This window comes from Aeromonas simiae, assembly GCF_000820125.1.
Lineage (GTDB): Bacteria > Pseudomonadota > Gammaproteobacteria > Enterobacterales > Aeromonadaceae > Aeromonas > Aeromonas simiae.
On the sequence record NZ_CDBY01000058.1, the window covers coordinates 42,688 to 66,214 of the forward strand.

Consider the following 23,527-nt stretch of genomic DNA (forward strand, 5'->3'; position numbering starts at 1 on the left):
CTCTTTCCTTGCAAACGATGAATCAGATAGCGGCACACACCTGGGCCACCAGCGCCTCGTCGTAACCCATGCTGCTCATCAGCTGGGCCACAATATTTTGCTTGCGGCTGGTGTTGGTGTTGGTAATCACCCAGAAGGGGGTGCCAGGAACCGGCTTGGGCTTGGTGGTGCTGCCACTGGCGCGCAGGGCATCGGGATCGCGGGAAAAGTACATCCGCTTGCGTCCCTTGATTTCAGTGGCCTGGGTAAAGGCGGCCGCATCCTCTTGATAGAGGGTGCCGAGCACCAGCATGAAGCGTTGGATGGAGCGCTCCTCCTGGGCCAGCTCACCGCTCTCGAGCAGGGCAACTATCCCTTCCTGCTGGACGCGCGGCGCCACCTTCTCAGGTGCCGTGGCCGGGCCGGGAGCGGTCACCGGAGCAGACTGACCCAGCAGACGGCGCAGGATATCCGAGGCGCTCTCGCCGATATGGCGGGTCTGGCTGGCAATGTAGAGATAGAGATCGTCATCAAGCTCGATGGTTTTCATAGGGCAGGCACTGGGCTCGTCGATACATGGATGCGGCGATTATACATAGCCTCACCCGGTGGCCCAAGCCAGGACACCGGATGAGAGTCCAGAACAGGGGCAGGATAAGGCATAATGGCATCCAGGTTCTGTGATCCCTCGCACTGAACGCCAAGGTGATGGAAAATTACCACAAAAAAACAGTGCCACTTTTATATGAAACTGTTTTCTTTCAGTGCATTACAAGAATATCCATGACCATCATGAGCGCGAAATAGGACGGTAATTTTGCAACTTAATTACAAACGCCAGGGCCAGGGTAAACCGGTCGTGCTGATCCACGGCTTGTTTGGCAGCCTCGACAATCTGGGCCTGCTGGCCCGCCCATTAAGCGAACAGTGTGATGTCATCAGCATCGACGTGCGCAACCACGGCGCCTCGTTTCATGCCGACGAGATGAGCTATCCAGCGATGGCCGCCGATCTGCTGGCCCTGCTCGACACGCTGGCACTCCCCTGCGTCACACTGATTGGCCATTCCATGGGCGGCAAAATTGCCATGCAGCTCGCCAAGCAGGCGCCCGAGCGGGTGGAGCGACTGGTGGTGGTGGACATAGCACCGGTCGCCTACCCCCACGCCCGTCACCGCAACGTCTTTGCCGGCTTGCAGGCCGTGCAGGCCGCCGCACCGCAGAGCCGCAGCGAGGCCGACCAGATCCTGGCCGAGCATGTACGCGAGCCCGGAGTACGCCAATTTTTGCTCAAGTCCTTTGCCAAGGGAGAGCACGGCTGGGGCTGGCGTTTCAATGTGCCTGCGCTCATCGCCAACTACGCCAACATCATGGGCTGGCCCGATCCTGAGTCACGCTACGAGGGACCGACGCTGATGATCAAGGGATCAGAATCCGATTACATCCAACCCGAATATCAGGAGACGGTACAGGCCCAGTTTCCGGCCGTCAGGGCCCGGGTGGTGGCCCCGGCAGGCCACTGGCTGCATGCGGAAAAGCCGGCATTATTCAATCGTTTGGTCACCGAATTCCTGGCCGGCGGCGGTTAACAGATCAAGCGCCTATGTGCTATAGTGCGCCGGTCATAAGGAGTGTGCGCATCTCATGTTGAGCCAACACATTGATTTGATTGAAAGTATCGGTCTCAAAGCCTTTTTTGTGATCGTCTTTCTTCTGATCGGTCTCGCCATCCAGGACGTGCTCAAACGGGGGAATGTGCCCCCTTTCGGCCGCTTCATCGTCTGGTTGGTACTTTTTCTGGGATGCGCGGGTTTTGTCGCCAAGGGCCTGATCGAACTGAGCTGGGAAGGCGCAGGGATCGGCTGATAAAGAAGTGGTATGGCCAAACAGCAAACTGATCGAACCACACTGGATCTGTTCGCCAATGATAAGCGCCCCGGCCGGCCGAAAACCAACCCGCTCCCCCGTGAAGCACAGCTCAAGATCAACAAGCGCAATCAGCTCAAGCGCGATCGGGAGCGCGGTCTGAAACGGGTCGAGCTGAAGGTGGAGGCACACCTGCTGGAGCGTCTGAATCAGCTGGCTGAGTGCCGCAACATCAGTCGCGCCGAACTGATCCAATCTATCCTGAAGCAACAGCTGGACGAACTGGCCGCCGAGGCGAGTTCATCCCGCTGAGAAATCAACACCACATACGGGTAACGAGACACCATGGCAAGTGTAGGTCTGTTTTTTGGCAGCGATACCGGTAACACCGAAGCCGTCGCCAAGATGATCCAGAAAGAGCTGGGCAAGCAGTTGATCGAAGTGCACGACATCGCCAAGAGCAGCAAGGCCGATATCGAGAACTTCGATCTGCTGATCTTCGGCATCCCGACCTGGTACTACGGTGAATCCCAGGCCGACTGGGACGACTTCTTCCCCGAGCTCGAAGAGATCGACTTCAACGACAAGTTGGTCGCCATCTTCGGCTGCGGCGATCAGGAAGACTATGCCGAGTATTTCCTTGATGCCATGGGCACCCTGCGCGACATCGTTGAAGCGCGCGGCGCCATCATCATCGGCCACTGGCCGACCGACGGTTATGAATTCGAGGCCTCCAAGGCACTGGTCGACGACAAGCATTTCATCGGCCTCGGTGTCGATGAGGATCGCCAGCCCGAGCTGACTGCCGAACGGGTCAAGAATTGGTGCAAACAGCTGCACGAAGAGATGTGTCTCTCCGAGCTGGAATAAATGACTAAAAGCCCCGCAAATGCGGGGCTTTTCTATTGCGTGCAGTTTCGGTTCAGGCAGATCTGTTACAATGGAGCCACCTGTCCTCATATGTATATGTGACTGATAAGCCTACCGGGTATTACGATGAAGATTCTGCTGGTCGAAGATGATAAGTTGCTCAACCACCACCTCACTACGGTACTGACCGAGGCGGGAAACCAAGTTCACAGCGCCCACCAAGCCGAACTGGCACAACACTACGCGCATGAGTATCCCATCGATGTGGGTATTATCGATCTCGGGTTACCGGACATGGATGGTCTGAGTCTGATCCGCACCCTGCGCGAACAGCATATCCCCTTCCCCATCATCATTCTCACCGCGCGTGGCAACTGGCAAGACAAGGTAGAAGGCCTGGAGGCGGGCGCCGATGACTATCTGGTCAAGCCGTTCCAAAAAGACGAACTGCTGGCCCGCCTCAACGCCCTGATGCGCCGCAGTGCCGGCTTTATCTCGCCCAAGGTGCAGGCTGGGGACTATGAACTTGATCTGTCGCGCAAGGAGCTCACGGTCAAGGGGGAAGTGGTGGTGCTCACCAGCTTCGAATACCTCATTCTCGAATACCTGATGCGCAGTGCCCGCCAGGTGGTCTCCAAGCAGCAGCTGCTCGATCAGCTTTACGGTGACGGAGAAGGCGATCCCAACACCATTGAGGTGATGGTGAGCCGCCTGCGTAAAAAACTTGATCCCACTGGCGATATCCAGCCCATCTCCACCATCCGTCGCCAAGGTTATATCTTCAATTTACAGTGCAGCTAATGCGCAAATCACTTCATCTAAAATTGATGCTCAGCTCCATGGTGGTGATAGGTTTTGTCACCGCCGTGGCAGTGTATGCCCTCTACCAGACCCATGCTGAAGAACGCGCCCGCGACTACAGCTCTCGGATGAACCAAAACCTCTCCCGGTTGCTCTCTTCCAATCGCCCGCCAGAACTGGTCAAGGACGAAAAGGAGATGGCGCTTATCAACGGTAACTCGATGGACCCCAGCCTCGATACCATGATCTGTCGCTCCGACGGGGAGCTGCGCTGGTCCAACTTGCATCTACCCGAAGTCATCGACCTCAAAGAGACGCTCTGCAACGATCTGGTGAACTACCTCAAGCGCCAGGATCGCGACTACTTCTTCAAGTATCTCGAGGTCAAGCAGGGCGAATACTTCATCTACAGCATCCGCTTCACCCGTAAGGAAGAAGGGCGCCCCGTCACCAACTACGTGGTGATGATTGATTCCGCCAAGCAATACAACGCTGACCTGCATGCCTACCTGATGCAGAAAATTCGCCAATCCTCCGCCGCCTATCTGCTGCTGATTGGCGTGATGCTGCTCAGCACGCGCTGGACCCTGCGTTCACTCTATAAGCTGCGCCGTGAAATCGACCAGATCCGGGCAGGTAAGCGCGAGTCGCTCTCCAGCGGTTATGAGCGTGAACTGACCCCGCTCACCGAGTCGGTCAACCAGCTGCTGGAAAACGAGCGCCAACAGACCCTGCGCTATCAGCATGCCCTCAACGATCTGGCCCACAGCCTCAAGACCCGCCTCGCCCTGATCCAGATCACGGCGCAGGATGCGGGGCTCGGTAAGGAGGCGAGCAGCAACCTCAACGAACAGGTGCTGACCATGGATCAGATCATCCAGTATCAGCTGCGCCGTGCCGTGGCGGGTCGTCAGGGGTTACGTCAGCGTGGAGTCGAGCCGATCCCGCTCATTGAAAAACTCTTGGCCAGTCTGGCCAAGGTCTATCAGCACAAGCGGCTGCAAACCCGCTTCCTGTTTGACGATGATGTCCTGTTCAACGGCGATCAGGGCGATCTGATGGAGCTGATGGGTAACCTGCTCGACAATGCCTGTAAGTTTGCCATCTCCCAGGTGCAAGTGACGCTACGCCGCCATGGTGAGCGGATCAGCATCACCATTGAGGATGATGGACCGGGCGTCGAGCCCAAGAAGCTTGATCGCATCTTCCAGCGCGGCGTGCGTGCCGACAGCTCGGGTGGACAGGGGATCGGCCTTGCCGTCGTTTCTGAGATCGTTGACTCCTACGGTGGCAGCATCGCCATCTCCGAGTCAGTACTGGGCGGAGCCTGCTTTACGCTGGAGCTGCCCTGACGCTGTTGCAGATAAACGCAAAAAAGCGCCCCATAGGGGCGCTTTTTTATTAGCCCGGCTCAGGGCCAAAGGGTCGTCGGCACCACCATCAATGCGGTGCGCTGCCCCAGCGCCACCTTGGCATTGGGAAAGACCACCGCCTCACGCTCAGCCTCTACCAGGTGGCGCGTCGCCCCATCCTCGGCCAGCACAAAGCCACGGGGAAACTCGCTGAAGTTCTCGACATCGTCGGCAAACAGGAAGCGGAACGCCTCGCTCTGTTTGTTGATGACGCGGGCAATGCGAAAGAAGAGGAAATCGTCGGCCCGCCACGGCTCGAGCGGCACCGCATCCCCGGTGATCAGCGCCTCAAGGGCGCCGCGAACCTCGATGAAACGGGTCATGTCATTCTCACCGAAGGGGCGCACCTTGCCGAGTTCAACGGTAAAGCCGTGAGCCGCGAACTGCTCGCTGCTGAAGTAGCTGAACGTGGTGGTGGGGCTCTCGGAGAGCAAAAAGGTGCGCACACCGCAGGCCCCAAGAAAACGCACCTGCTCCTGGCTGTAGTCACGCCCCTCCCCTAGCCGGGGATAAACGGCAAACTTCTCATGACGCGAGCCACGGATGGCGGTGTGCAGATCGTAGTGACAGCGCTCGCAGCCGCCCCCCGCGAAGAAGCGGGCCACATACTGCTCGAGCCGCTTGGCCCGCACCCGCTCCCGATTGCACAGGCCCGGCCCGCGACTGTGGGCGCCACTGAACAGGCGGTTCATGTTCTCCTCCACCTCGCGCACGCCGAGATTCATGGCGGCCAGATTCCCAAAGATGAAGAGGGTGCGCTGGCGGGCCTGCCGCTCACCCGAAAGCAGACGGGTCAGCAACTGGTTACAGATCTCGATGGGGGCGGTCTCGTTGCCGTGGACCCCGCAAGAGAGGATCACCGCCTTGGCGCCGGGAGCCTGCGGCTCGATGCAGAGCACGCCGGTATCCCACACCTCGGCGCGATCACCGCCGGGCAAGGAGAAGCTGAAAGGCTCGAGCTGCCACTCGTTGGCGCGGCTCAGGGCGAGAAAGTCGTGCTCAGGAATCATGCTGACCTCACAGTTCGCAACTGTGCCCGATTATAGGTGCGGCGCCTTTAGCATCACAACTTATTCAACATTTTCAAACAGTAAAGTAACCGAATGGCAGGCAGGGAGAGGGGAAAACAGGAAAGAGGGGAGGAAGGGCGGGGCATCCATGCCCTTGCATTCAACCGCGCCAGAACGGCTTGACGGTCTCCTGATAGCGATCGGCTTCGGTCAGGCCGATGTCACGCAGCAGGTAGGCCGGCATTTCGGCCAGCTGACGGCGACTGCGGCTGCGCTCCATCCAGGTCAGCAGGGTGTGCTTGAGACGGGCCAGCATGGACACTTCGCCCTTATGCTCGTAGCCGACGTCGGCGTAAGTGATGTTTGCCATGATGAGGCTCCTTTGAATTAGGTTGCGCAAAGTCTAGGAGAGCCCCGAAGCCGTCTCAATTGACGAATTTTGATACAACTCATTAGTAAAAGTAATGGTTGTTTGGCCCAACATCTGAATGCTAATTGATTTATTTTCAATGGGTTATATCTAGTTAATTACCACTAACAACGGCCGCAGTGTTTTATGCTGGTCACCCCTTGGTAAACTATGCTGCCGTGGTACGGAATTATGCATGAAGGGCGGCGGGGCTTCCCCGTCACCTCGACATCGATTACCGTGTATGTTTCTGATTTGATGACAAATTGATCGCTTTGGTAACAATCGGAGAGCCTGTGATCCCGACCGAGACCTTCACCCCCATCGCCCGCCTGCGCGCCCTGATGCATGAGCTGGAGCACTCGTTAGCCGAGCTCGGCGCCCTGCTGCGCCAAGCGCCACTGCGGCAAGCCAGGGTGCACCCTCTGCCCGGGGTGGCACAGGGGTGTGAAGAAGATCCCATCGAGCACATTCCGGTGGGCACCTTGGAGGGGCCCGAGGCGCTCGAGGCCGCCATCCGTGCCTTCGGCGAACATACCCTGCGCCCCGGCTGCTCGGCCAAGGCCACGTTACGTCTGCCCGGCTGGCTGCATTATCCCGCCGCCAGCGCCCAGCACATCGCGCCCCGCATTGCCCACATCAACCAACTCAAGGCGCATTTTCAGGAGGAGGTGCAGCGGGCAGGAGGGCGGGATGACAAGTTCCAACTGGTGCATCAGGCTCTGCCCGGCACCATCACATTGCAAATCTACCGCCAGCTCGCCCTCTATACCGGTGATCTGCTGGCGATCGGCTTCACCTGGGCCGACAAGCAGGCGATCCGCAAACTGGAGAAGGGCGAGGTGCTGGCCATGCTCGAGCGCAGCCAAGGCTATGTGCCAGGGCTGATGACCAAAGAGGAGTGGCAGCAACGGGTCGAGCGGGAGATAGTGGACGTCAGGCGGCTCGGGCCCGGCGCCGAGCTGCGCATCCGCCGTCCGATCAAGACCCACCCCATGGCCAATCTGCGCTGGGGCGATCGCGCCCCGGCCAAGCAGCAGGTCAAGGCGAGCCTGCCGCTCATCATCTGCAGTGACGCCTCTCCCAAGGCCAAGCCGCTGACCGACTACCCCAGCCGGCCCCGCCAGCCACGCAGCGATCGCCGCGGCGCCGAGCGGGTGCTGATCGAGCGGATGCACATTTACATGCGTGACGAGCCATCCGCCACCTAAGCAAAGGGCCCCGTCGGGGCCCTTTTCACGTTAACCGAGCAGCAGGTTGCGCAGGCTCTCGATATCGAGCGGCCCCGCCTGTGACTGGCCGCTCAGCAGGCTGTCGGCCAGCGCTCGCTTCTCCCCGTGCAGCGCCACTATCTTCTCCTCCACCGTCTCGGCACACACTAGGCGATAGACGGTCACCGGCTGGGTCTGACCCATACGGTGGGCCCGGTCGCTCGCCTGATCCTCCACCGCCGGATTCCACCAGGGGTCGAGGTGCAGCACGGTATCGGCCTGGGTCAGGTTGAGCCCTGTGCCCCCCGCCTTGAGGCTGATGAGAAACAGCGGCACCGCTTCGTCGCGGAAACGGCTGATGGCCTGCTGCCGCTCTTTCATGGAGCAGGCGCCGTCGAGGTAGCAGTACTCCCAGTTGCGCCCCTCGAGGCGCTGGCGCAGCAGGGTCAGCAGATCGACGAACTGGCTGAACACCAGCACCCGATGACCGCCGTCGATCGCCTCTTCTAGCAGCGCCATCGCCTCATCGAGCTTGCTGCTCTCGGCTTGCCAGTCGGGCAGCACCAGATGGGGGGAGCAGCACAGGCGGCGCAGCCGGGTCAAACCGCTCAGCACGTGCATCAGGGTGCGCCCGTCGCTGCTCTGAATACGCTGCACCACTTCGCGCCGGGTCGCCTCGTAGAGCTCCCGCTCGGCCTGAGAGAGGGCGATGTGATGCACGATCTCGGTCTTCTCGGGCAACTCGGAGAGCACCTCCTGCTTGAGGCGGCGCAATACGAAGGGGTGGATGACCGAGCGCAGCAGCGCCATGTGCTGGGGATCGCGGCCGGCACGGCCGAAGCGGCGCTTGAAATCCCGCTGGCTGCCGAGCAGGCCGGGGTTGATAAAGGCAAACAGGCTCCACAACTCGCCCAGGTGGTTCTCTACCGGGGTGCCGGAGAGGGCGAGACGAAACGCCCCATCGAGCTGAGTCAAGATCTTGGCGCGCTGGGTGCCGGCGTTTTTGATCTGCTGCGCCTCGTCGATGACCAGCGAGGCCCAGCTCACCTTTTTCAGCGGCTCGGAAAGGCTCGAGAGCAGGCCGTAGTTGATGAGCACCAGCTGACCGGCGCGCGCCTCCTGCACCAGATGGGCGCAGCCATAGGATTGATCCAGGGTCACCACCTCCAGCTCGGGGGCGAAGCGAGCCGCCTCCTCTTGCCAGTTGGTGAGCACCGACTTGGGCACCACCACCAGTGCGGGCCCCTCGCTGGCACGCATCCGCAGCATGGTAAGGGCCTGCAAGGTCTTGCCAAGGCCCATGTCATCGGCAAGACAGGCCCCAAAACCGTGGCGGGCCAGGGTCGCCAGCCAGTTGACCCCCTCGCGCTGGTAGTCGCGCAGCCCCTCGAGCAGGGGCACAGGACAGGTAGCAGGCTCGGCCCACTCCGCCTGCAACTCACTCCACGCCTTGTCCCCTTGGGTCGACATGGCCGAGAGCAGACGCATCAGCGGGTAAGCAAGCCGGCGGCTAAAGCGCTGCTCCTCATCGAGCATGGCGCCGAGCAGGGTGAGCCGCTCCGAGAGCTGATCGCTGAGCAGCAGGCTGGTGTGTTCATCGAGCATCACCGTCTTCTGACCGGGACGGAACTGGCGCAGCAGCAGGCGCAAGTCCAGCACCTGATGCTCGTCGAGCGCCACGCTCCCCTCCAGGGCGAACCACTCCTGGCGCTGCTCGATACGCAGGCTCAGGGTGGTCTCGTCGAGGTTACGCAGACGCTGACTCTGGTCGTGCCAGAAGATCTTCACCCCCTTGGCCACCCACTCGGGTAACAGCCCGATCGCGTCGATGGCCTCTTCTTCTTCCAACTGCCACGCCAGGCGGGGACGTGCCAGCCCCAGGCTCTGGCACAAGTGCTGCCACTGTGCCTGCTCGGCCGCCATGTCCCTTTGCCAGTAGTCGGCACTGCGCACATCACTGCGCACCACAGCGTCGCCGTGACCCAGCGACAGCGTCGGGGTTCGCTCCCCTTGCGTCACGCACGAGAGCGAAAGCACTCCCTTACGCCAGTCAAGTTGCACGCCAGGCTCACCCGGCCAGGGGTGCAGACGGGCGTTGCCACCGAGGGCGGCCTCCTCGGCGCACCAGTGCAGTGTCTTGAGGGCATTCAAACGATCCGCCAGGGCAGGCAACTCAGCCACCGGCCAGCGCCGATCGACCGGAAGCCACTCGCTCAGCTCAGGCGGTAACTGCACCACCTGCCACAGATCGGCGGCCAGCGGCAACACGGTGGCTCCCTGCCCCACCTCGGGGTATAGGCGAATGGCCCCCTCCTGCGTCAGGTAGAGCAGTGGCTGGGTTAACGCCAGTTGCAGCCGCTGCCCCTGCACGTTGTAGAGCTGAGGATGAGCGGCCAGTAGGCCCCAGAACTCGGGCGACCAGTGGCGCCCCTCCTGACCGAATTGATGCAAAAGGGCCCAATCCTGCTCATCGAGCAGGGAAGGGTGTTGGGCGGCCAGCAGCGTCAGATCGACCCGTCGTCCGGCCGTCCACTCCCCCTTGACCCCCAGTTTCTGAATGCGGCACTCCAGCGTCGGCCCTTCGGCACTTAAGTTCCACACCAGCCGCTCTTTTATCTTGCCAAGCTGGCTGCTACGGCCAATCCCCTGTAACCAGCCGAGCCAGCCCGCCGGCTGGCCCTGTGCGCCCTCTTCTTCCTCTTCTTCGCGCCAGGTGTCGATCCCCGCCAGCACACCGCGTGCCACCGGCATACCCAGCAGCAGTCGCAACAGCTCCTGACACAAGGCCATCAGACGGTGGCGCGCCGTGGCACCGAGCAGATCGTCGAGCGGCCACTTGCGCAGAGCCTGCAACGCAGCGCTGCTCTCGCCATGGCGGCTCAGGGCACACAGATCGATCCACAGGTGCCCCCAGAAGATCTCGTCGGGGGGCAGTTGCAGCATCTCAAACAGACCGACCGAGTGGCGCTCTCCATCCCATTGGAGCAAGGCATCGGCCAGCACGCTTTGGTGACCACACAACCCCAAGGTGCCTTTGCGCTCGCGCATGGCCAGCACGGGATCATGCTGCTGCGCCAGCCCAAGCCAGACCAGTGACGAGAACAGCGGTGCATCGGGGCGCGTCTGCCATGCCTCTTCCAGCTGGGTCAGCGCCACCTCATCGTGAGACCACAGGGCGGAAAAAGGCCGCCAGTGAGGGAGATCGGCCGCCTGCTCGAGCCACCATGTCTCTTCCCCCTGCCACAGGGCCAATCTGGCCTGGGCGGCGGGCGCCAGCCGGGTGGATGCAATATCGATGGGACGCGCCTCAAGCAGGGCCTGGGCGGCCCAATAGTCCACCATCAGCGTCTGCCACGCCGGTGCGGCGGGGGCCAGCAAGGCCCCGGCACTCGGCTCATCGAGCAGCTCGGTCAACAGGTGGGGCAACGCGGCCGGCAAGTGCTCGGTGCCCCCCAGCAGGCTGGCCAACCAGCCCAGCGCCTCCGGCCAGGCCGGCTCGGGGCAGCGTCCACTGCGAATGGCCAGCAGCAGGCTCAGCGTTCCCTGCGCCGCGATGGCCCACACACCCTCGCCTCGCTCGCGCACCAGATCCTCTCGTACCAGCTCGGCCAGTGCATCGCTGCAACCGGGAAAGAGAGCCACCAGATGTGTGGTAGAGAGAGGGCGGCGAACCAGCAGGGTCGTCAGGATATCGTATTGCAGGGACGAGAGGCGTAGCACGAAACAGGATCCAGACTGCGGAAAAGGCATAATTTTAGCGCCAAACCCGGGCCGACTCGACCCTTTGACCTAACAAAGGAGACAAAAAATCCCGCCGTGGCGGGATTCAGTCAGACGGATTCGCTTGCGCGCCCAGGCGGGCCAGTGCCTTGGCCGCCCTCTGCTCGGCTCGCCTGCGCTGGAAAAAAGCGGAGATCTGGGCCGCGCACGCATCGGCCAACACCCCGCCCTCAACCAAGATGCGGTGGTTGTGGCGAGCATCCTGCAACAGCTGAAAAACGGACGTGTCCGCGCCGGTCTTGGCATCGTGCGCGCCATACACCACCCTGGCCACCCGGCTGTGGATCAAGGCGCCGGCGCACATGCAGCAGGGCTCCAGTGTGACGAACAACTCGGCATCCACCAGCCGGTAGTTCCCCATGTGCCGGCCGGCGGCACGCAGGGCCATCACCTCGGCGTGGGCACAGGCATCGTGCTCGCTGATGGAGCGGTTCCACCCCTCACCGATGATCTCATCACCCAACACCACCACGGCACCGACAGGCACCTCGTCGATGGCCTCGGCCCGCCCGGCCAGCTGCATGGCGTGGCGCATCCAGTGTTCGTCCCGTTGCCGTGATGAGGAGAAGGTCATGCTCTTTTCCGGTCTGCGTTGAAAGTTAAGCCGCGGATTATGGCAAAAGTCGGGCGCCAACCCAAGCCCGCCCCCGCTGAACAAGAAAGAAGCAAACGGCATGGTATTGATAAAAAAGGACTTGCACTGATGTAACCCGATCATTAGACTTGCCCCCCGTCAGCTTAGCTGACCTCGTCGGCGTGTAGCGCAGCCAGGTAGCGCACTGTCATGGGGTGTCAGGGGTCGGAGGTTCGAATCCTCTCACGCCGACCATCATTCCCCGCAAGAGCCCTGTCCACGGACAGGGCTTTTTTGCATCTGCGATCGGCGAAAAAGTGCATTTTTCACACAGAACCAGTTGACTCTTTCACCTGTGACAATTATTGTGCGCGCTCTCACGCCGGAACTGATGCCATGGACGTGAAACGGTGAAAGGAGACCACCCTGCCGGCTTGCTCATTCCCTACAGAGGCAAGCGACATGACCCCATACCCGCCCCTTCCCTCACAGCCGATCACCGGCGAAGAAGAGAGCGCCCAGGAAGTGCGACTCGACATCGTCGACCTAGCAGAGCCGGATGACGAATGATCCCATACAAAAAAAGAGACCCGGCTGATGCCGGGTCTCTTTTTCCATTTTCATGGTGCGGAAGGAGGGACTTGAACCCACACGCCTAAGGCGCCAGAACCTAAATCTGGTGCGTCTACCAATTTCGCCACTTCCGCGAAGCGTTGTCGTCGACCGCGCAATGCCGCCAACGGTAATGATGGGGTGGCTGATGGGGCTCGAACCCACGACAACCGGAATCACAATCCGGGACTCTACCAACTGAGCTACAGCCACCACAGCAGATAAAAATGGCACGCCCTACAGGATTCGAACCTGTGACCCACGGCTTAGAAGGCCGTTGCTCTATCCAACTGAGCTAAGGGCGCACTGTCTTCATCTATTCAGGCATTCCACCTGTAAAAGGTGGTCGGTGATAGAGGATTCGAACCTCTGACCCTCTGGTCCCAAACCAGATGCGCTACCAGACTGCGCTAATCACCGACACATGCTGCCAGCATAACGACAGAAGTCGTACCAGGCAACGGGCGGGCATCATACCCAAGCGCAAAAGCCAGCGTCAACGACTTTTTCCATCAATAAATTCAAATGTCTACTTCTTGCCCTCACACCGCTGCCTACATATTGTGAGCGCGATCAAGCCACTGTCGGAGCAGGGTAAAAAATGCGACAATGCGCCGCCATTGTGAAGACGTTGAGTTGAGGATTATGTCAGCCAAGATTATTGATGGAAAACTGGTGGCGCAAACGATTCGCAACCAGGTGGCCACCCAGGTCAAGGATCGGGTGGTACAGGGCAAGCGCGCCCCGGGCCTTGCCGTGATCCTGGTCGGGAGCGATCCGGCCTCCCAGGTCTATGTGGGCAGCAAGCGTCGCGCCTGTGAAGAGGTGGGGTTTGTCTCCCGCTCTTACGATCTCAGTGTCGAGGCCAGCCAGGAAGAGCTGCTCGCCCTGATCGACCGACTCAATGATGATGTCGAGGTCGACGGCATTCTGGTACAGCTGCCGCTGCCGCCCCAGATGGACTCGACCCTGGTGATCGAGCGCATCCGCCCCGACAAGGATGTGGATGGCTTCCATCCCTACAACGTCGGTCGCCTCGCTCAACGCATCCCGGCCCTGCGCCCCTGCACCCCCAAGGGGATCATGACCCTCATCGAGACCACTGGTGTTCAGACTCACGGTCTGCACGCCGTGGTGGTGGGCGCCTCCAATATCGTCGGCCGCCCCATGACCCTCGAGCTGCTGCTGGCCGGCTGCACCACGACGACCTGCCATCGTTTCACTCAGGATCTCGAGGCCCATGTGCGCCGCGCCGACCTGCTGGTGGTGGCCGTGGGTAAGCCCAACTTCATTCCCGGTGAATGGGTCAAGCCTGGGGCTATCGTCATCGACGTCGGCATCAATCGCCTGCCCGATGGCTCCCTGGTCGGGGACGTGGAGTACGAAACCGCCCGTAGCCATGCCGCCTTCATCACCCCGGTTCCCGGCGGGGTCGGCCCCATGACGGTGGCCTCCCTCATCGAGAACACCCTGCTCGCCTGCGAGCAATACCACGATTAAGCCTGCCCGCCGCCGGCTCGTCCGGCGGCCCCTCTTTATTCCCCACCTCTCGTAGCACGGTTTCTGCATCCGGCAAGAACAGCGCACGGCGACGTTTGCACCACGAAAAACCTGCCATGATTGAATCACTTCCGCGACATGTCGTCCGGAACGGTTCATGACGGAGACCCCCGCTATGGTGCTCGACTACTTTGCCCTCGGCCTGCTCTTTTTTGTGGCGATCGTGCTGTTTTACGGCATCATCGCCCTGCACGACATCCCCTACGAGATCGCCAAACATCGCAACCACCCCCATCAGGATGCCATCCACGTCGCCGGCTGGGTGAGCCTGTTCACCCTGCATGTCATCTGGCCATTTCTCTGGATCTGGGCCACCGTCTACCGGGAAGATCGGGGTTGGGGCTTCGGTCAGCGCCTGCAACGAGACGAGCAGTCACTGGCAGCGCTGCACGATGAGGTCGCGACCCTGCGCAGCCGTCTCGAGACGCTGCTCCAGGAAAAGGGGCACTAATCATGGATCTGCTGCTGATTCTTACCTACACCGCCCTCTGCGTCGCCATCTTCAAGATCTTCCGTATCCCGCTCAACAAGTGGACGGTGCCCACCGCCGTACTGGGGGGCGTGGTGCTCATCGGCACCCTCATTATGCTGATGAACTACAACCACCCCTACTCGGAGATGGCCCGCAATTACTACGTCTCAACCCCCATAGTCCCGCTGGTCAAGGGCCGGGTGAGCGAGGTCGCCGTCACCGCCGACCAAAAGGTGAGAAAAGGTGACGTGCTTTTTCGCATCGATGATGAGCCGTTTCGCCAGCGCCTCGCCAGCCTGGAGGCCAGGGTCGATGCCAACGAAGAGCAGCTCAAGTCCATCACGGCCCGCCTGCGCTCGGCCAAGCTCGACCGCGACCGCGCCGCCGAGCTGATGCGCCGCGGCATCGGCAAACAACGGGATCTCGACGTGAGCCAGGCCAACATGGACGATCTGACCGCCCAACTCGATCAGCAACAGGCCACGCTGGATGACGTCAAGGCGCAGTGGCGCGAGGCCAACTACCAGCTCGACCAAACCGTGGTCAAGGCTCCCAGTGACGGCCACGTGGTGCAACTTGCCCTGCGCCCCGGCATGATTGCCACCCCCTTCATGTACCGTCCCGTGATGACCTTCATCCATGAGGATGAGAGCGCCTACGTGGGCTGGTTCTGGCAAAACAGCATGCAGCGACTGGCGGTGGGTGACGAGGCCGAGGTGGTGATCGACGGCATTCCCGGCAAAATCTTCGCCGGTAAGGTCGAGGCGGTCATTCCGGCCATCGCGGCGGGTAACGTCCAGGCCAACAGCAACCTCATCGATCAGAGCTCAGCCATGCAACCGGGTCGGCTGCCGGTGCGCATCAAGATCACCGATCCACGCTGGCAGGAGTACCAAGTCATCGCCGGCTCAAGCGGCCAGGCAGCCATCTACACCCAGCACTTTCACCACGTCTCGGTGATGCGCAAGGTGCTGCTGCGCATGGCCAGCTGGATGAACTACCTCTTCCCCTTCCACTAATCCCCGGTGCGGCAGGCCTGAGCCTGCCGCGCCCTTCACCTTCCCCTCGATTGGCCTATAATGGCCCCCCTGTCTTTCCAGCCCGTCCGGTGCGCATGTTTACCCTACGCCCCTACCAGCAGGATGCGGTCGATGCCGTGATCCGTCACTTTCGCCGCCACGCCGATCCCGCCGTGGTGGTTCTGCCGACCGGCGCCGGCAAGAGCCTGGTGATCGCCGAACTGGCCCGCAAGGCCCGTGGCCGGGTGCTGGTGCTGGCCCACGTGAAAGAGCTGGTCGAGCAGAACCATGCCAAGTACGAGGCATGGGGGCTCAACGCTGACATCTTCGCCGCCGGGCTGGCGCGCAAGGAGTCGAGCGCCCAGGTGGTGTTCGGTTCGGTGCAGTCGGTGGCACGCAACCTCGATGCCTTCGATGGCGCCTTCTCCCTGCTCATCATCGACGAGTGCCATCGGGTCTCGCTCGACGATGACAGCCAGTACCACCAGGTGATGGCGCACCTACGTGCCAGCAACCCCGCTCTCAAGATCCTCGGGCTCACCGCCACCCCCTACCGCATGGGGCTGGGATGGATCTACCGGCGCCACTACCACGGCATGGTCAAGAGCCGGGGCGAGCGGCTGTTTGGCGACTGCGTGTTCGAGCTGCCCCTGCGCTTTATGATAAAAAACGGCTACCTGACTCCGCCGCGCCTCATCGATGCCCCCATCGTCCACTACGACTTCAGCAAGCTGGCGGCCCGCCCCGGCGGCCTGTTTGACGATGCCGAGGTCAACCGTGAGATCAAGCGTCAGGCCAGGGTCACGCCCCACATCCTCGAGCAGATCCGCAACTACGCCCACGACCGGCAGGGAGTGATGATCTTCGCCGCCACGGTCGAGCACGCCCGCGAAATCGCCACTCGCCTGGGTGAGGCAGGCGAGGCGGTGGCGCTGGTGACGGGCGAAACGCCGGGGCCGGAGCGCGACGCCCTCATCCAAGCCTTCAAGGGGCGCGAGCTGAAATACCTGGTCAATGTCTCGGTGCTCACCACCGGCTTCGACGCCCCCCATGTGGATCTCATCGCGCTGCTGCGCCCCACCGATTCGGTGTCGCTCTACCAGCAGATTGTCGGGCGCGGCCTGCGGCTGGCCCCCGGCAAACAGGATTGTCTGGTGGTGGATTACGCCGGCAACAACATCAACCTGTTCGATCCCGAGGTGGGCGAGCCCCGCCCCAAAGGCGACAGTGTGCCGGTGCAGGTGCCCTGCCCCGCCTGCGGCTTTGCCAACACCTTCTGGGGCAAGGTGGATGAAGAGGGCCAGGTGATCGAGCACTACGGCCGGCGCTGTCAGGGCTTTTTGGAAGATGACGAGGGGGCGCGCGAGGAGTGCGATTACCGCTTTCGCGCCAAGATCTGTCCTGGCTGCGGCGCCGAGAACGACATCGCTGCCCGCCGCTGCCATGCCTGCGATCAGGTGCTGGTCGATCCGGATGACCAGCTCAAGGCCGCCCTCAACCTCAAGGGGTGCATGGTGATCCGTTGCAGTGGCCTCTCCCTCGCCAAGGGGACGGGCAAACAAGGGGAGCGACTCGAGGTGACCTACCACGACGAGGACGGCACCACCCTCACCGACTACTACTCGTTTGCCACACCGGCCGCACGGCGCTTGTTTCAACAGGTCTTTGTGCGTCATCATTGGCGCGCTCCTGGTTTGGAGCCCCAGTTCGCCTCTCTGGATGCTGTGCTGGCCGCCGAACCCCAATTCCGGCATCCCGACTTCGTGATCGCACGCCAGTCGGGGCGCTTTTGGCAAATCAAAGAGAAAATATTTGACTACCAGGGACGCTATCGGACCGCCGACAGCGCCCGGGACGAGTAAGGATCCTTCATGCAGCGGTTTCTCATCGGTTTTTGCGCTCTTTTCTCCCTCGCAGCCCAGGCTGCTCCGCTGACGCCTCCCAAGGGGGGCCATGCCGCCATCGCCGTCATGGGCGCAGGTGGCCTCGAATACCAGCACAACCTCGACGATCTCATGACGCCGGCCTCCACCATGAAGGTGATCACGGCGCTGGCCGCCCGCATTCAGTTGGGTGAAGAGTTTCGTTTTGTCACCGAGATCCAGGCCCAGCCGGGCGCCAAGAGCGGCGAGACCCTGAACGGGGATCTCTGGATCAACTTCGTCGGCGACCCAACCTTGAGCCGCATGGATCTGCTGACCATGTTCAAGCAGCTCGGGGTCAAGCGCATCACCGGCAATGTGTTCGTCAACACCGGCGCCTACAACGGCTATGAGCGTGGCAACGGCTGGTCGTGGGGGGATCAATCCCTCTGCTTCACCGCTCCTGTCTCCTCTGTCATCATCGACAAGAACTGCGCCTATGGCACCGTCACCGCCACCCAAATTGGCCAACCGGCCAGCGCCAGCGGCCCGAGCGGGGTGCCCATCAGCATCAGTGCCGAAAACCTCGATGTGATGAGCTACGGCGACATGGCCCGCCAGTCCTGCGCCCTCGAGGTGGACATGGCGCGTGGCAATCACTACGACCTGCGCGGCTGCATCTCGCCCAACAAGGAGCCGCAGGGGCTGCGTTTTGCCATCTATGACGTGGAAGCCTGGGGCTGGGACAACATTCGCTGGGCCATGGATCGCGCCGGCATCAGCCACGACGGCGCCCTGCGCCTGACCCACCAGGCGCCGGTCGGTGCCGAGACCTTGACCAGCCACAGCTCCAAGGCGCTGCCTGAGCTGCTCGCCCACATGCTCAAGCGCTCCGATAACCTCTACGCCGACACCTTCCTCAAGACCGTCGGTCGCCACTACTACGGCATGCCGGGCAGCTTTAGAAGCGGCACCAAGGCGGTACGGGCCATCCTCGGCAAGGCGGGGATCAACCTCGATAACGCCAGCCTGGCCGACGGCTCGGGGCTCTCTGCCCATAACCTGGTGAGCGCCCGCCAGATGCTGGCGGTGCTCGCCTATATCCAGCGTAACGACGCCACCCTCAACTTCATCCGCCTGCTGCCCTCTTCACAAGTCGATGGCACCCTGGCCTGGCGCGGCTCGGTCACCGCCCCCTTCATGAAGAACCGGGTGCACGCCAAGACCGGCACCGTGACCGGGGCTTCCAACCTGGTCGGTTTCATCGATACCGCCAACGGCCAGCGCAAGGCGTTCGTCATGTTCCAAAACTCCCTGTCGCTGGACCCGACCACCCATGAGCGCTATCGCGCCAGCAAGGCTCGCTGGCCATGGACCACCTTCGAGAAGGGGGTGCTCGAGAGCATCTACCAGAACCAGTCCATTCAGATTGCTCAATAAGGGCTATCGGATCTTTGCACTTTGCCCCGCAGCGACCACCCATTATGCTGGCGGGGCACTACTGACAGGAGAACACTATGTTTGTCGCCATCTATGGCCGTCCCGGCTGCCCCTATTGTGTCCGTGCCGTACAACTCGCCGAGCAGCTGAGCGCGCAGCGTGACGACTTCACCTTCAGCTATACCGATATCCAGGCCGAGGGGATCAGCAAAGATGACCTCTGTGCCATGGCAGGCAAGCCGGTGAGCACGGTGCCGCAGATCTTTTTGGACGAGCAGCACATCGGTGGCTGCACCGATTTTGAGGCCTACGCCCGCGCCAATCTGGGCGCCTGAGCCACCACGACAACGGCGCCCGCAGGCGCCGTTGTTTTATTCCTCTTCCAGTGGCGCAAAACGCGCCATCAGCCGCCCTTCGTGGCGAACCCACTCCAGAAACATCGACTTGGGTCTGGCATAGATAGCCCCGTTCTCCAGGCTGCGATAGACCACCAGCCGCTCCTCCCGTTCGGTGTGCTGCGCCTCGGTCAGCACCTCGTAGAGCCCGCCCTTGAAGTGGCGCCAGCGTCCGGCGCGCACCGGTTTATCGACCATCATCTACTCCTTGGCATGCCCGGTCAGCCCGGCCATTCAGCATGAATGCGGCAACTCTGCCACTCTTGCCGGCCAAGCTCCACGACTTTTTTAGATGAGGATTTCCTTCCATTCAATGGTGGCATTAATGGTGATGCGTCTGCCGTTATCGTACAGTGACACCACAATCTGCCGAAGATGTCTTTTCATACAAAGCATCGTGCTAAAGCAAATTGTTAATAAACTCTGATACCACATGAGAAATCAGCGAATTCCTCTGTCACAAGGATTGTGGTGGCATTCAATTCTGTGAAGAATAGGGTAACTAACGATTTGATTCTAAATCGGCACTCCCGCCAGCTAGGCCACAACAGGCAAGGATCCACCCCGACCATGCTCACTATCGACAAGTCGCACAAGCTCGACGATGTCTGCTATGACATTCGCGGCCCGGTGCACAAGGAAGCCCGTCGTCTCGAGGACGAAGGCCATCGCATTCTCAAGCTCAATATCGGCAACCCGGCCCCGTTCGGTTTCGATGCACCCGAAGAGATCATCAAGGATGTCATCCTCAACATGCCGCTCAGTCAGGGCTATTGCGACTCCAAGGGCCTCTTCTCGGCGCGCAAGGCGGTGATGCAGTACTACCAGCAGAAGGGGATGCGCAAGGTCGACATCGACGACATCTACATCGGCAACGGCGCCAGCGAGCTCATCGTGATGGCGATGCAGGCGCTGCTCAACAACGGCGACGAGATGCTGGTGCCCTCCCCCGACTATCCGCTGTGGACGGCGGCCGTGACCCTCTCCGGCGGCCATGCGGTGCACTACCGCTGCGATGAAGGGGCCGACTGGTATCCGGATCTCGACGACATCCGCGCCCGCATCACCCCGCGCACCCGCGGCCTGGTGCTGATCAACCCCAACAACCCGACCGGCGCCGTCTACGGCAGCGAGTTCTTGCTGGAGGTGATCGAGATTGCCCGCCAGCACAACCTCATCATCTTCGCCGACGAGATCTACGACAAGATCCTCTACGACGACATCTCCCATACCAGCGTCTGCACCCTGTGCGACGACGTGATGGTGGTCACCTTCAACGGCCTCTCCAAGGCTTACCGCGCCTGCGGCTTTCGCCAGGGCTGGATGGTCATCACCGGCCCCAAGGGCCGTGCCAAGGGCTACATCGAGGGGCTGGAGATGCTGGCCTCCATGCGCCTGTGTGCCAACGTGCCCATGCAGCACGCCATCCAGACAGCTCTCGGGGGTTACCAGAGCATCAACGAGCTGATCCTGCCGGGCGGTCGCCTGCGCCGCCAGCGCGACAAGGCGTGGGAGCTGCTCAATGAGATCCCGGGGGTCTCCTGCGTCAAACCCAAGGGGGCGCTCTACATGTTCCCGCGCCTCGATCCCAAGGTGTACGACATCCGCGACGACCAGAAGATGGTGTTTGACCTGCTGCAACAAGAGAAGCTGTTGCTGGTGCAGGGAACCGGCTTCAACTGGCCGGCGCCGGATCACTTCCGCCTGGTGTTTCTGCCGCGCGAAGAGGAGCTGGAGGACGCCATCGGCCGCCTCGCCCGCTTCCTCAAGGGCTACCATCAGTAAATCCGCCACAGGCCACCTCAGGGTGGCCTGTCTGTTTCTGACATGATGAAATTTGCTACCGCCTCACTCGGCTCCTACTGTTAGGAAACACGGGATAACGCCATAAGAGCACATCATGTTGAGCGGCAGCCTGCGTAAACGGGCCTATTTCTACCTGCTGATGATCACCTTGCTGGCCGGGATACTCGGCTGGGGCATCACTGCGCGGCTCCTCGAGCGCAGCAGCCAGCAACTGCTGGTCGATCAGCAGCAGAGGGTGCTGCAACGCACCGATGACCTGCTTGGCAATGAGCTGCGGCAACTGGCCACAGAGGCCAAACGGCTCGCCATGGCGGAAGCGGCGGCGCGCCAGCCCCTCTTGCAAGGCGCCAGTAAGATCCGTTTTGCCCTGTGGCGAGATAGCGCTGGCCACCCCCAATTTGGCTTTCTCCGCGAAGGGGAGCGCGTACGCGCCATGCATGCCCGGGATTGGCCATGGCTGCTGTCATTTTCAGCCTCCAGCAGGCTTCTGTCCGGCCCCCACATCATCTGGCAAGACGCGCTTCCCGTGCTGACACAGCAGATCCCGACGGGTAATGACGGCTGGTTGCTCATCGGTCAGCCGCTCGATGCCACGGCCCGCACGGCGCTGGAGCGCAGCGTCGGGGCGGCGCTGCTCTTCTCCCCAACCCGCCCTGTGGCCCAGCCATCTCGCCGCTTGCTTTCCTCCGCCTCCGGAGCCCCCCTGTTTGTCTCCACCGGGCCCGATCCCCTCTTGCAACAGTGGCTGACCGAGCGTAACCGCACCTTACTGCTCGCTATCCCGCTGCTGGCGGCCCTGCTCTGCGCCGCCGTTGCGCTGCTGATCGAGCGACTCATCCTGCGTCGCCTCACCCAGCTCTCACGGCTCGCCATTGCGCCGGGTAAAGGAAGCGCGCCGCTCCCCCGCTGGCCGGTGCGGGGCAGTGACGAGTTCGATACCCTGGCGCTCTCTCTCAACGCCATGGCCGATCAACTGCGCCACTCCCAGCACCGGCTGTTTGACGAGGTCCGCCGCGATGGTTTGACCCGTCTTGGCAATCGCAAGCTGCTCATCGAGCTGCTCGATCGGCACATCCCAGCGTTGCAGGAGACCCCTCAACTGACCCTGGCCCTGCTTCTGGTCGATCTGGATGAGTTCAAGGTGGTCAATGACAGCCTCGGTCACGAGCGGGGTGATCGGGTGCTGGCTCTGGTCGCCGAACGGTTGATGAATCTGGCCCGCGGCTCCGACTCGCTGTTTCGTCTCGGGGGCGATGAGTTTGCCATCCTCTGTCTGCTTCCCCGTCAGAGCCAGGGGGCCGAGCGGCTGGCCGAGCGAGTGTTGCAGGATATGGATCATCATCCCCTGCTGCTTGACAACACGGCGGTACAGCTCAGTGCCTCCATCGGCGTGGCCTACTACCAGCCGGCGCTGAGCAGCTCCGAACTGCTGCGCAATGCCGATCTGGCCATGTATGAAGCCAAGCGGCTGGGACGTCGTCACTACCGTATCTACAGCGATGCCATGCATCACAGCGTGAGTGAACGCCTGCACGCCGAACAGGCATTGCGCCAGGCACTGCATGAGCAGCAACTGGAGGTCTGGTTCCAACCGATCCTCGATACCCGCGATGGCAGCGTCGTCATGGTCGAGGCGCTGGTGCGCTGGCCACGTGGCCAAGGTTATGTACCGCCCAGTGACTTCATCGCCCTGGCCGAAGAGACCGGCCTCATCATCCCCATGGGGATCTGGATCGCTCGGCAGGCACTGCGCGCCTTACCGGCACTGCGCGAGCACTGGCCCGAACTCAACTTGAACATCAACCTCTCGGTGCTGCAACTGATGCAGCCCGATCTGGTGCCCCGCTTGTGCACGCTGGTCAACGAGTGTGCCGTCCCCCACTCGGCCGTCCATTTCGAGCTGACCGAAAGCCTGTTTGCCGAGCAAAACGAGTTTCTGGTCAACCAACTGCGTCAGCTGAGCGATGCCGGCTTCAAAGTGCATCTGGATGATTTTGGTACTGGCTACTCCTCCCTCGAGCGGTTGCTGACCCTGCCGGTCGATACCCTGAAACTCGATCGCAGCTTCACCCAAACACTGGAGCGAGGGGATGAGCGGCTGGTCAAGGCGGTGCTGCTCATCAGCCAGGAGATGGAGATGCAGGTCATTGCCGAAGGGGTCGAGACCGAAAAAGGGATGCAGCGGCTGCAGGCGCTCGGTTGTCACCTGATGCAGGGGTACCTGTTTGCCAAACCCATGCCGCTGCCTGAAATTCGCGAGTGGCTGGCGCGGCACGGCGCACCGAGATCACCGCCCCCCATGGTTCGGGTCCCGCAGCGCCCCGATCCCGCCCTCAATCCCCCCTCCCACTGACCCATAAAAAAAGACCGGCACAAGGCCGGTCTTCTCATCACTGCAACCACTTAGCCGAGGCGAACCCTGGCGTTACGGAACATCCGCATCCAGGCAC

21 protein-coding genes and 5 tRNA genes are annotated in these 23,527 nt (G+C 61.6%); 16 read left to right on the plus strand and 10 right to left on the minus strand.

Going from position 1 to position 23,527, the window contains the following annotated elements; genetic code table 11:
• Positions 1 to 22 precede the first annotated feature (22 nt).
• Complete coding sequence (seqA, locus tag BN1134_RS12160) at positions 23 to 529, minus strand: replication initiation negative regulator SeqA (RefSeq protein WP_042047506.1); 507 nt, start codon at positions 527 to 529, stop codon at positions 23 to 25.
• A gap of 267 nt (positions 530 to 796) precedes the next feature.
• Between seqA and BN1134_RS12165 the strand changes: the two genes are divergently transcribed.
• The 6 genes from BN1134_RS12165 to BN1134_RS12190 all read left to right on the plus strand — a co-directional run bounded on the left by BN1134_RS12165 (position 797) and on the right by BN1134_RS12190 (position 4,867).
• Positions 797 to 1,567, plus strand: coding sequence for an alpha/beta fold hydrolase (locus BN1134_RS12165; RefSeq protein ID WP_042047507.1), 771 nt, complete (start codon positions 797 to 799; stop codon positions 1,565 to 1,567).
• Positions 1,568 to 1,622: 55 nt separating this feature from the next.
• Positions 1,623 to 1,844 (plus strand): DUF2788 domain-containing protein, encoded by a 222-nt coding sequence (locus BN1134_RS12170; protein ID WP_042047508.1) that lies wholly within the window; start codon positions 1,623 to 1,625, stop codon positions 1,842 to 1,844.
• A 12-nt stretch (positions 1,845 to 1,856) separates the two neighbouring features.
• Positions 1,857 to 2,156, plus strand: a complete 300-nt coding sequence (gene ybfE, locus BN1134_RS12175; protein WP_042047510.1) for a LexA regulated protein — start codon at positions 1,857 to 1,859, stop codon at positions 2,154 to 2,156.
• Positions 2,157 to 2,189: 33 nt separating this feature from the next.
• Entirely contained in the window at positions 2,190 to 2,714 is a 525-nt protein-coding gene (gene fldA / locus BN1134_RS12180) for a flavodoxin FldA (RefSeq protein WP_042047511.1), read from the plus strand.
• 126 nt (positions 2,715 to 2,840) lie between these two features.
• On the plus strand, positions 2,841 to 3,515 hold the full coding sequence (locus tag BN1134_RS12185; protein WP_042047512.1) for a response regulator: 675 nt from the start codon (positions 2,841 to 2,843) through the stop codon (positions 3,513 to 3,515).
• Entirely contained in the window at positions 3,515 to 4,867 is a 1,353-nt protein-coding gene (locus BN1134_RS12190; protein ID WP_042047513.1) for an ATP-binding protein, read from the plus strand. The genes BN1134_RS12185 and BN1134_RS12190 overlap by 1 nt, the downstream gene beginning before the upstream one ends.
• Positions 4,868 to 4,926: 59 nt before the next feature.
• Here the strand turns inward: BN1134_RS12190 and astE are convergent, their stop codons facing one another.
• Positions 4,927 to 5,937, minus strand: coding sequence for a succinylglutamate desuccinylase (gene astE / locus BN1134_RS12195; protein ID WP_042047515.1), 1,011 nt, complete (start codon positions 5,935 to 5,937; stop codon positions 4,927 to 4,929).
• 160 nt (positions 5,938 to 6,097) lie between these two features.
• On the minus strand, positions 6,098 to 6,307 hold the full coding sequence (locus BN1134_RS12200) for a DUF1127 domain-containing protein (protein WP_042047516.1): 210 nt from the start codon (positions 6,305 to 6,307) through the stop codon (positions 6,098 to 6,100).
• Positions 6,308 to 6,690: 383 nt separating this feature from the next.
• On the opposite strand from BN1134_RS12200, the gene BN1134_RS12205 reads away from it, so the two are divergent.
• Positions 6,691 to 7,557 carry a DNA replication terminus site-binding protein gene (locus BN1134_RS12205; protein WP_042047542.1) on the plus strand — a complete coding sequence of 289 codons (867 nt, stop codon included), beginning with the start codon at positions 6,691 to 6,693 and terminating at the stop codon, positions 7,555 to 7,557.
• Between the two features lie 30 nt (positions 7,558 to 7,587).
• On the opposite strand, the gene BN1134_RS12210 is transcribed toward BN1134_RS12205, so the two are convergent.
• Positions 7,588 to 11,277, minus strand: coding sequence for a DEAD/DEAH box helicase (locus tag BN1134_RS12210; RefSeq protein ID WP_232300639.1), 3,690 nt, complete (start codon positions 11,275 to 11,277; stop codon positions 7,588 to 7,590).
• 106 nt (positions 11,278 to 11,383) lie between these two features.
• Positions 11,384 to 11,911, minus strand: coding sequence for a tRNA adenosine(34) deaminase TadA (gene tadA, locus BN1134_RS12215; protein WP_042047518.1), 528 nt, complete (start codon positions 11,909 to 11,911; stop codon positions 11,384 to 11,386).
• Between the two features lie 178 nt (positions 11,912 to 12,089).
• On the opposite strand from tadA, the gene BN1134_RS12220 reads away from it, so the two are divergent.
• Positions 12,090 to 12,166, plus strand: a tRNA-Pro gene (locus BN1134_RS12220).
• A 368-nt stretch (positions 12,167 to 12,534) separates the two neighbouring features.
• Here BN1134_RS12220 and BN1134_RS12225 read toward each other — a convergent pair.
• From BN1134_RS12225 to BN1134_RS12240, 4 genes are all read right to left on the minus strand, one after another.
• A tRNA-Leu gene (locus BN1134_RS12225) sits at positions 12,535 to 12,618 on the minus strand.
• A 42-nt stretch (positions 12,619 to 12,660) separates the two neighbouring features.
• Positions 12,661 to 12,736: transfer RNA gene (locus BN1134_RS12230), tRNA-His, on the minus strand.
• 15 nt (positions 12,737 to 12,751) lie between these two features.
• Positions 12,752 to 12,828: transfer RNA gene (locus tag BN1134_RS12235), tRNA-Arg, on the minus strand.
• 38 nt (positions 12,829 to 12,866) lie between these two features.
• A tRNA-Pro gene (locus BN1134_RS12240) sits at positions 12,867 to 12,943 on the minus strand.
• Positions 12,944 to 13,168: 225 nt separating this feature from the next.
• On the opposite strand from BN1134_RS12240, the gene folD reads away from it, so the two are divergent.
• From folD to BN1134_RS12270, 6 genes are all read left to right on the plus strand, one after another.
• Positions 13,169 to 14,023 (plus strand): bifunctional methylenetetrahydrofolate dehydrogenase/methenyltetrahydrofolate cyclohydrolase FolD, encoded by an 855-nt coding sequence (folD, locus tag BN1134_RS12245; protein ID WP_042047519.1) that lies wholly within the window; start codon positions 13,169 to 13,171, stop codon positions 14,021 to 14,023.
• Between the two features lie 175 nt (positions 14,024 to 14,198).
• The gene (locus BN1134_RS12250) at positions 14,199 to 14,534 is read left to right on the plus strand and encodes a DUF3302 domain-containing protein (protein ID WP_042047520.1); all 336 of its coding nucleotides are present in this window, start codon (positions 14,199 to 14,201) and stop codon (positions 14,532 to 14,534) included.
• 2 nt (positions 14,535 to 14,536) lie between these two features.
• Entirely contained in the window at positions 14,537 to 15,574 is a 1,038-nt protein-coding gene (locus BN1134_RS12255) for an HlyD family secretion protein (RefSeq protein ID WP_042047521.1), read from the plus strand.
• A 95-nt stretch (positions 15,575 to 15,669) separates the two neighbouring features.
• Positions 15,670 to 17,436 (plus strand): DNA repair helicase RadD, encoded by a 1,767-nt coding sequence (locus BN1134_RS12260; protein WP_042047523.1) that lies wholly within the window; start codon positions 15,670 to 15,672, stop codon positions 17,434 to 17,436.
• Between the two features lie 9 nt (positions 17,437 to 17,445).
• Positions 17,446 to 18,876 (plus strand): D-alanyl-D-alanine carboxypeptidase/D-alanyl-D-alanine endopeptidase, encoded by a 1,431-nt coding sequence (gene dacB, locus BN1134_RS12265; RefSeq protein WP_042047524.1) that lies wholly within the window; start codon positions 17,446 to 17,448, stop codon positions 18,874 to 18,876.
• Positions 18,877 to 18,953: 77 nt separating this feature from the next.
• Entirely contained in the window at positions 18,954 to 19,211 is a 258-nt protein-coding gene (locus BN1134_RS12270; protein WP_042047525.1) for a GrxA family glutaredoxin, read from the plus strand.
• Positions 19,212 to 19,247: 36 nt separating this feature from the next.
• Here BN1134_RS12270 and BN1134_RS12275 read toward each other — a convergent pair whose 3' ends face one another.
• Positions 19,248 to 19,472 (minus strand): DUF1653 domain-containing protein, encoded by a 225-nt coding sequence (locus tag BN1134_RS12275; protein ID WP_042047526.1) that lies wholly within the window; start codon positions 19,470 to 19,472, stop codon positions 19,248 to 19,250.
• Positions 19,473 to 19,841: 369 nt separating this feature from the next.
• Here BN1134_RS12275 and BN1134_RS12280 point away from each other — a divergent pair, with 369 nt between their 5' ends.
• Together BN1134_RS12280 and BN1134_RS18920 are read left to right on the plus strand one after the other, a co-directional pair.
• Complete coding sequence (locus tag BN1134_RS12280) at positions 19,842 to 21,056, plus strand: pyridoxal phosphate-dependent aminotransferase (RefSeq protein WP_042047527.1); 1,215 nt, start codon at positions 19,842 to 19,844, stop codon at positions 21,054 to 21,056.
• A gap of 115 nt (positions 21,057 to 21,171) precedes the next feature.
• A complete protein-coding gene (locus tag BN1134_RS18920) occupies positions 21,172 to 23,430 on the plus strand; it encodes a putative bifunctional diguanylate cyclase/phosphodiesterase (RefSeq protein WP_052449485.1) in 2,259 nt (752 codons plus the stop codon).
• Positions 23,431 to 23,527 lie beyond the last annotated feature (97 nt).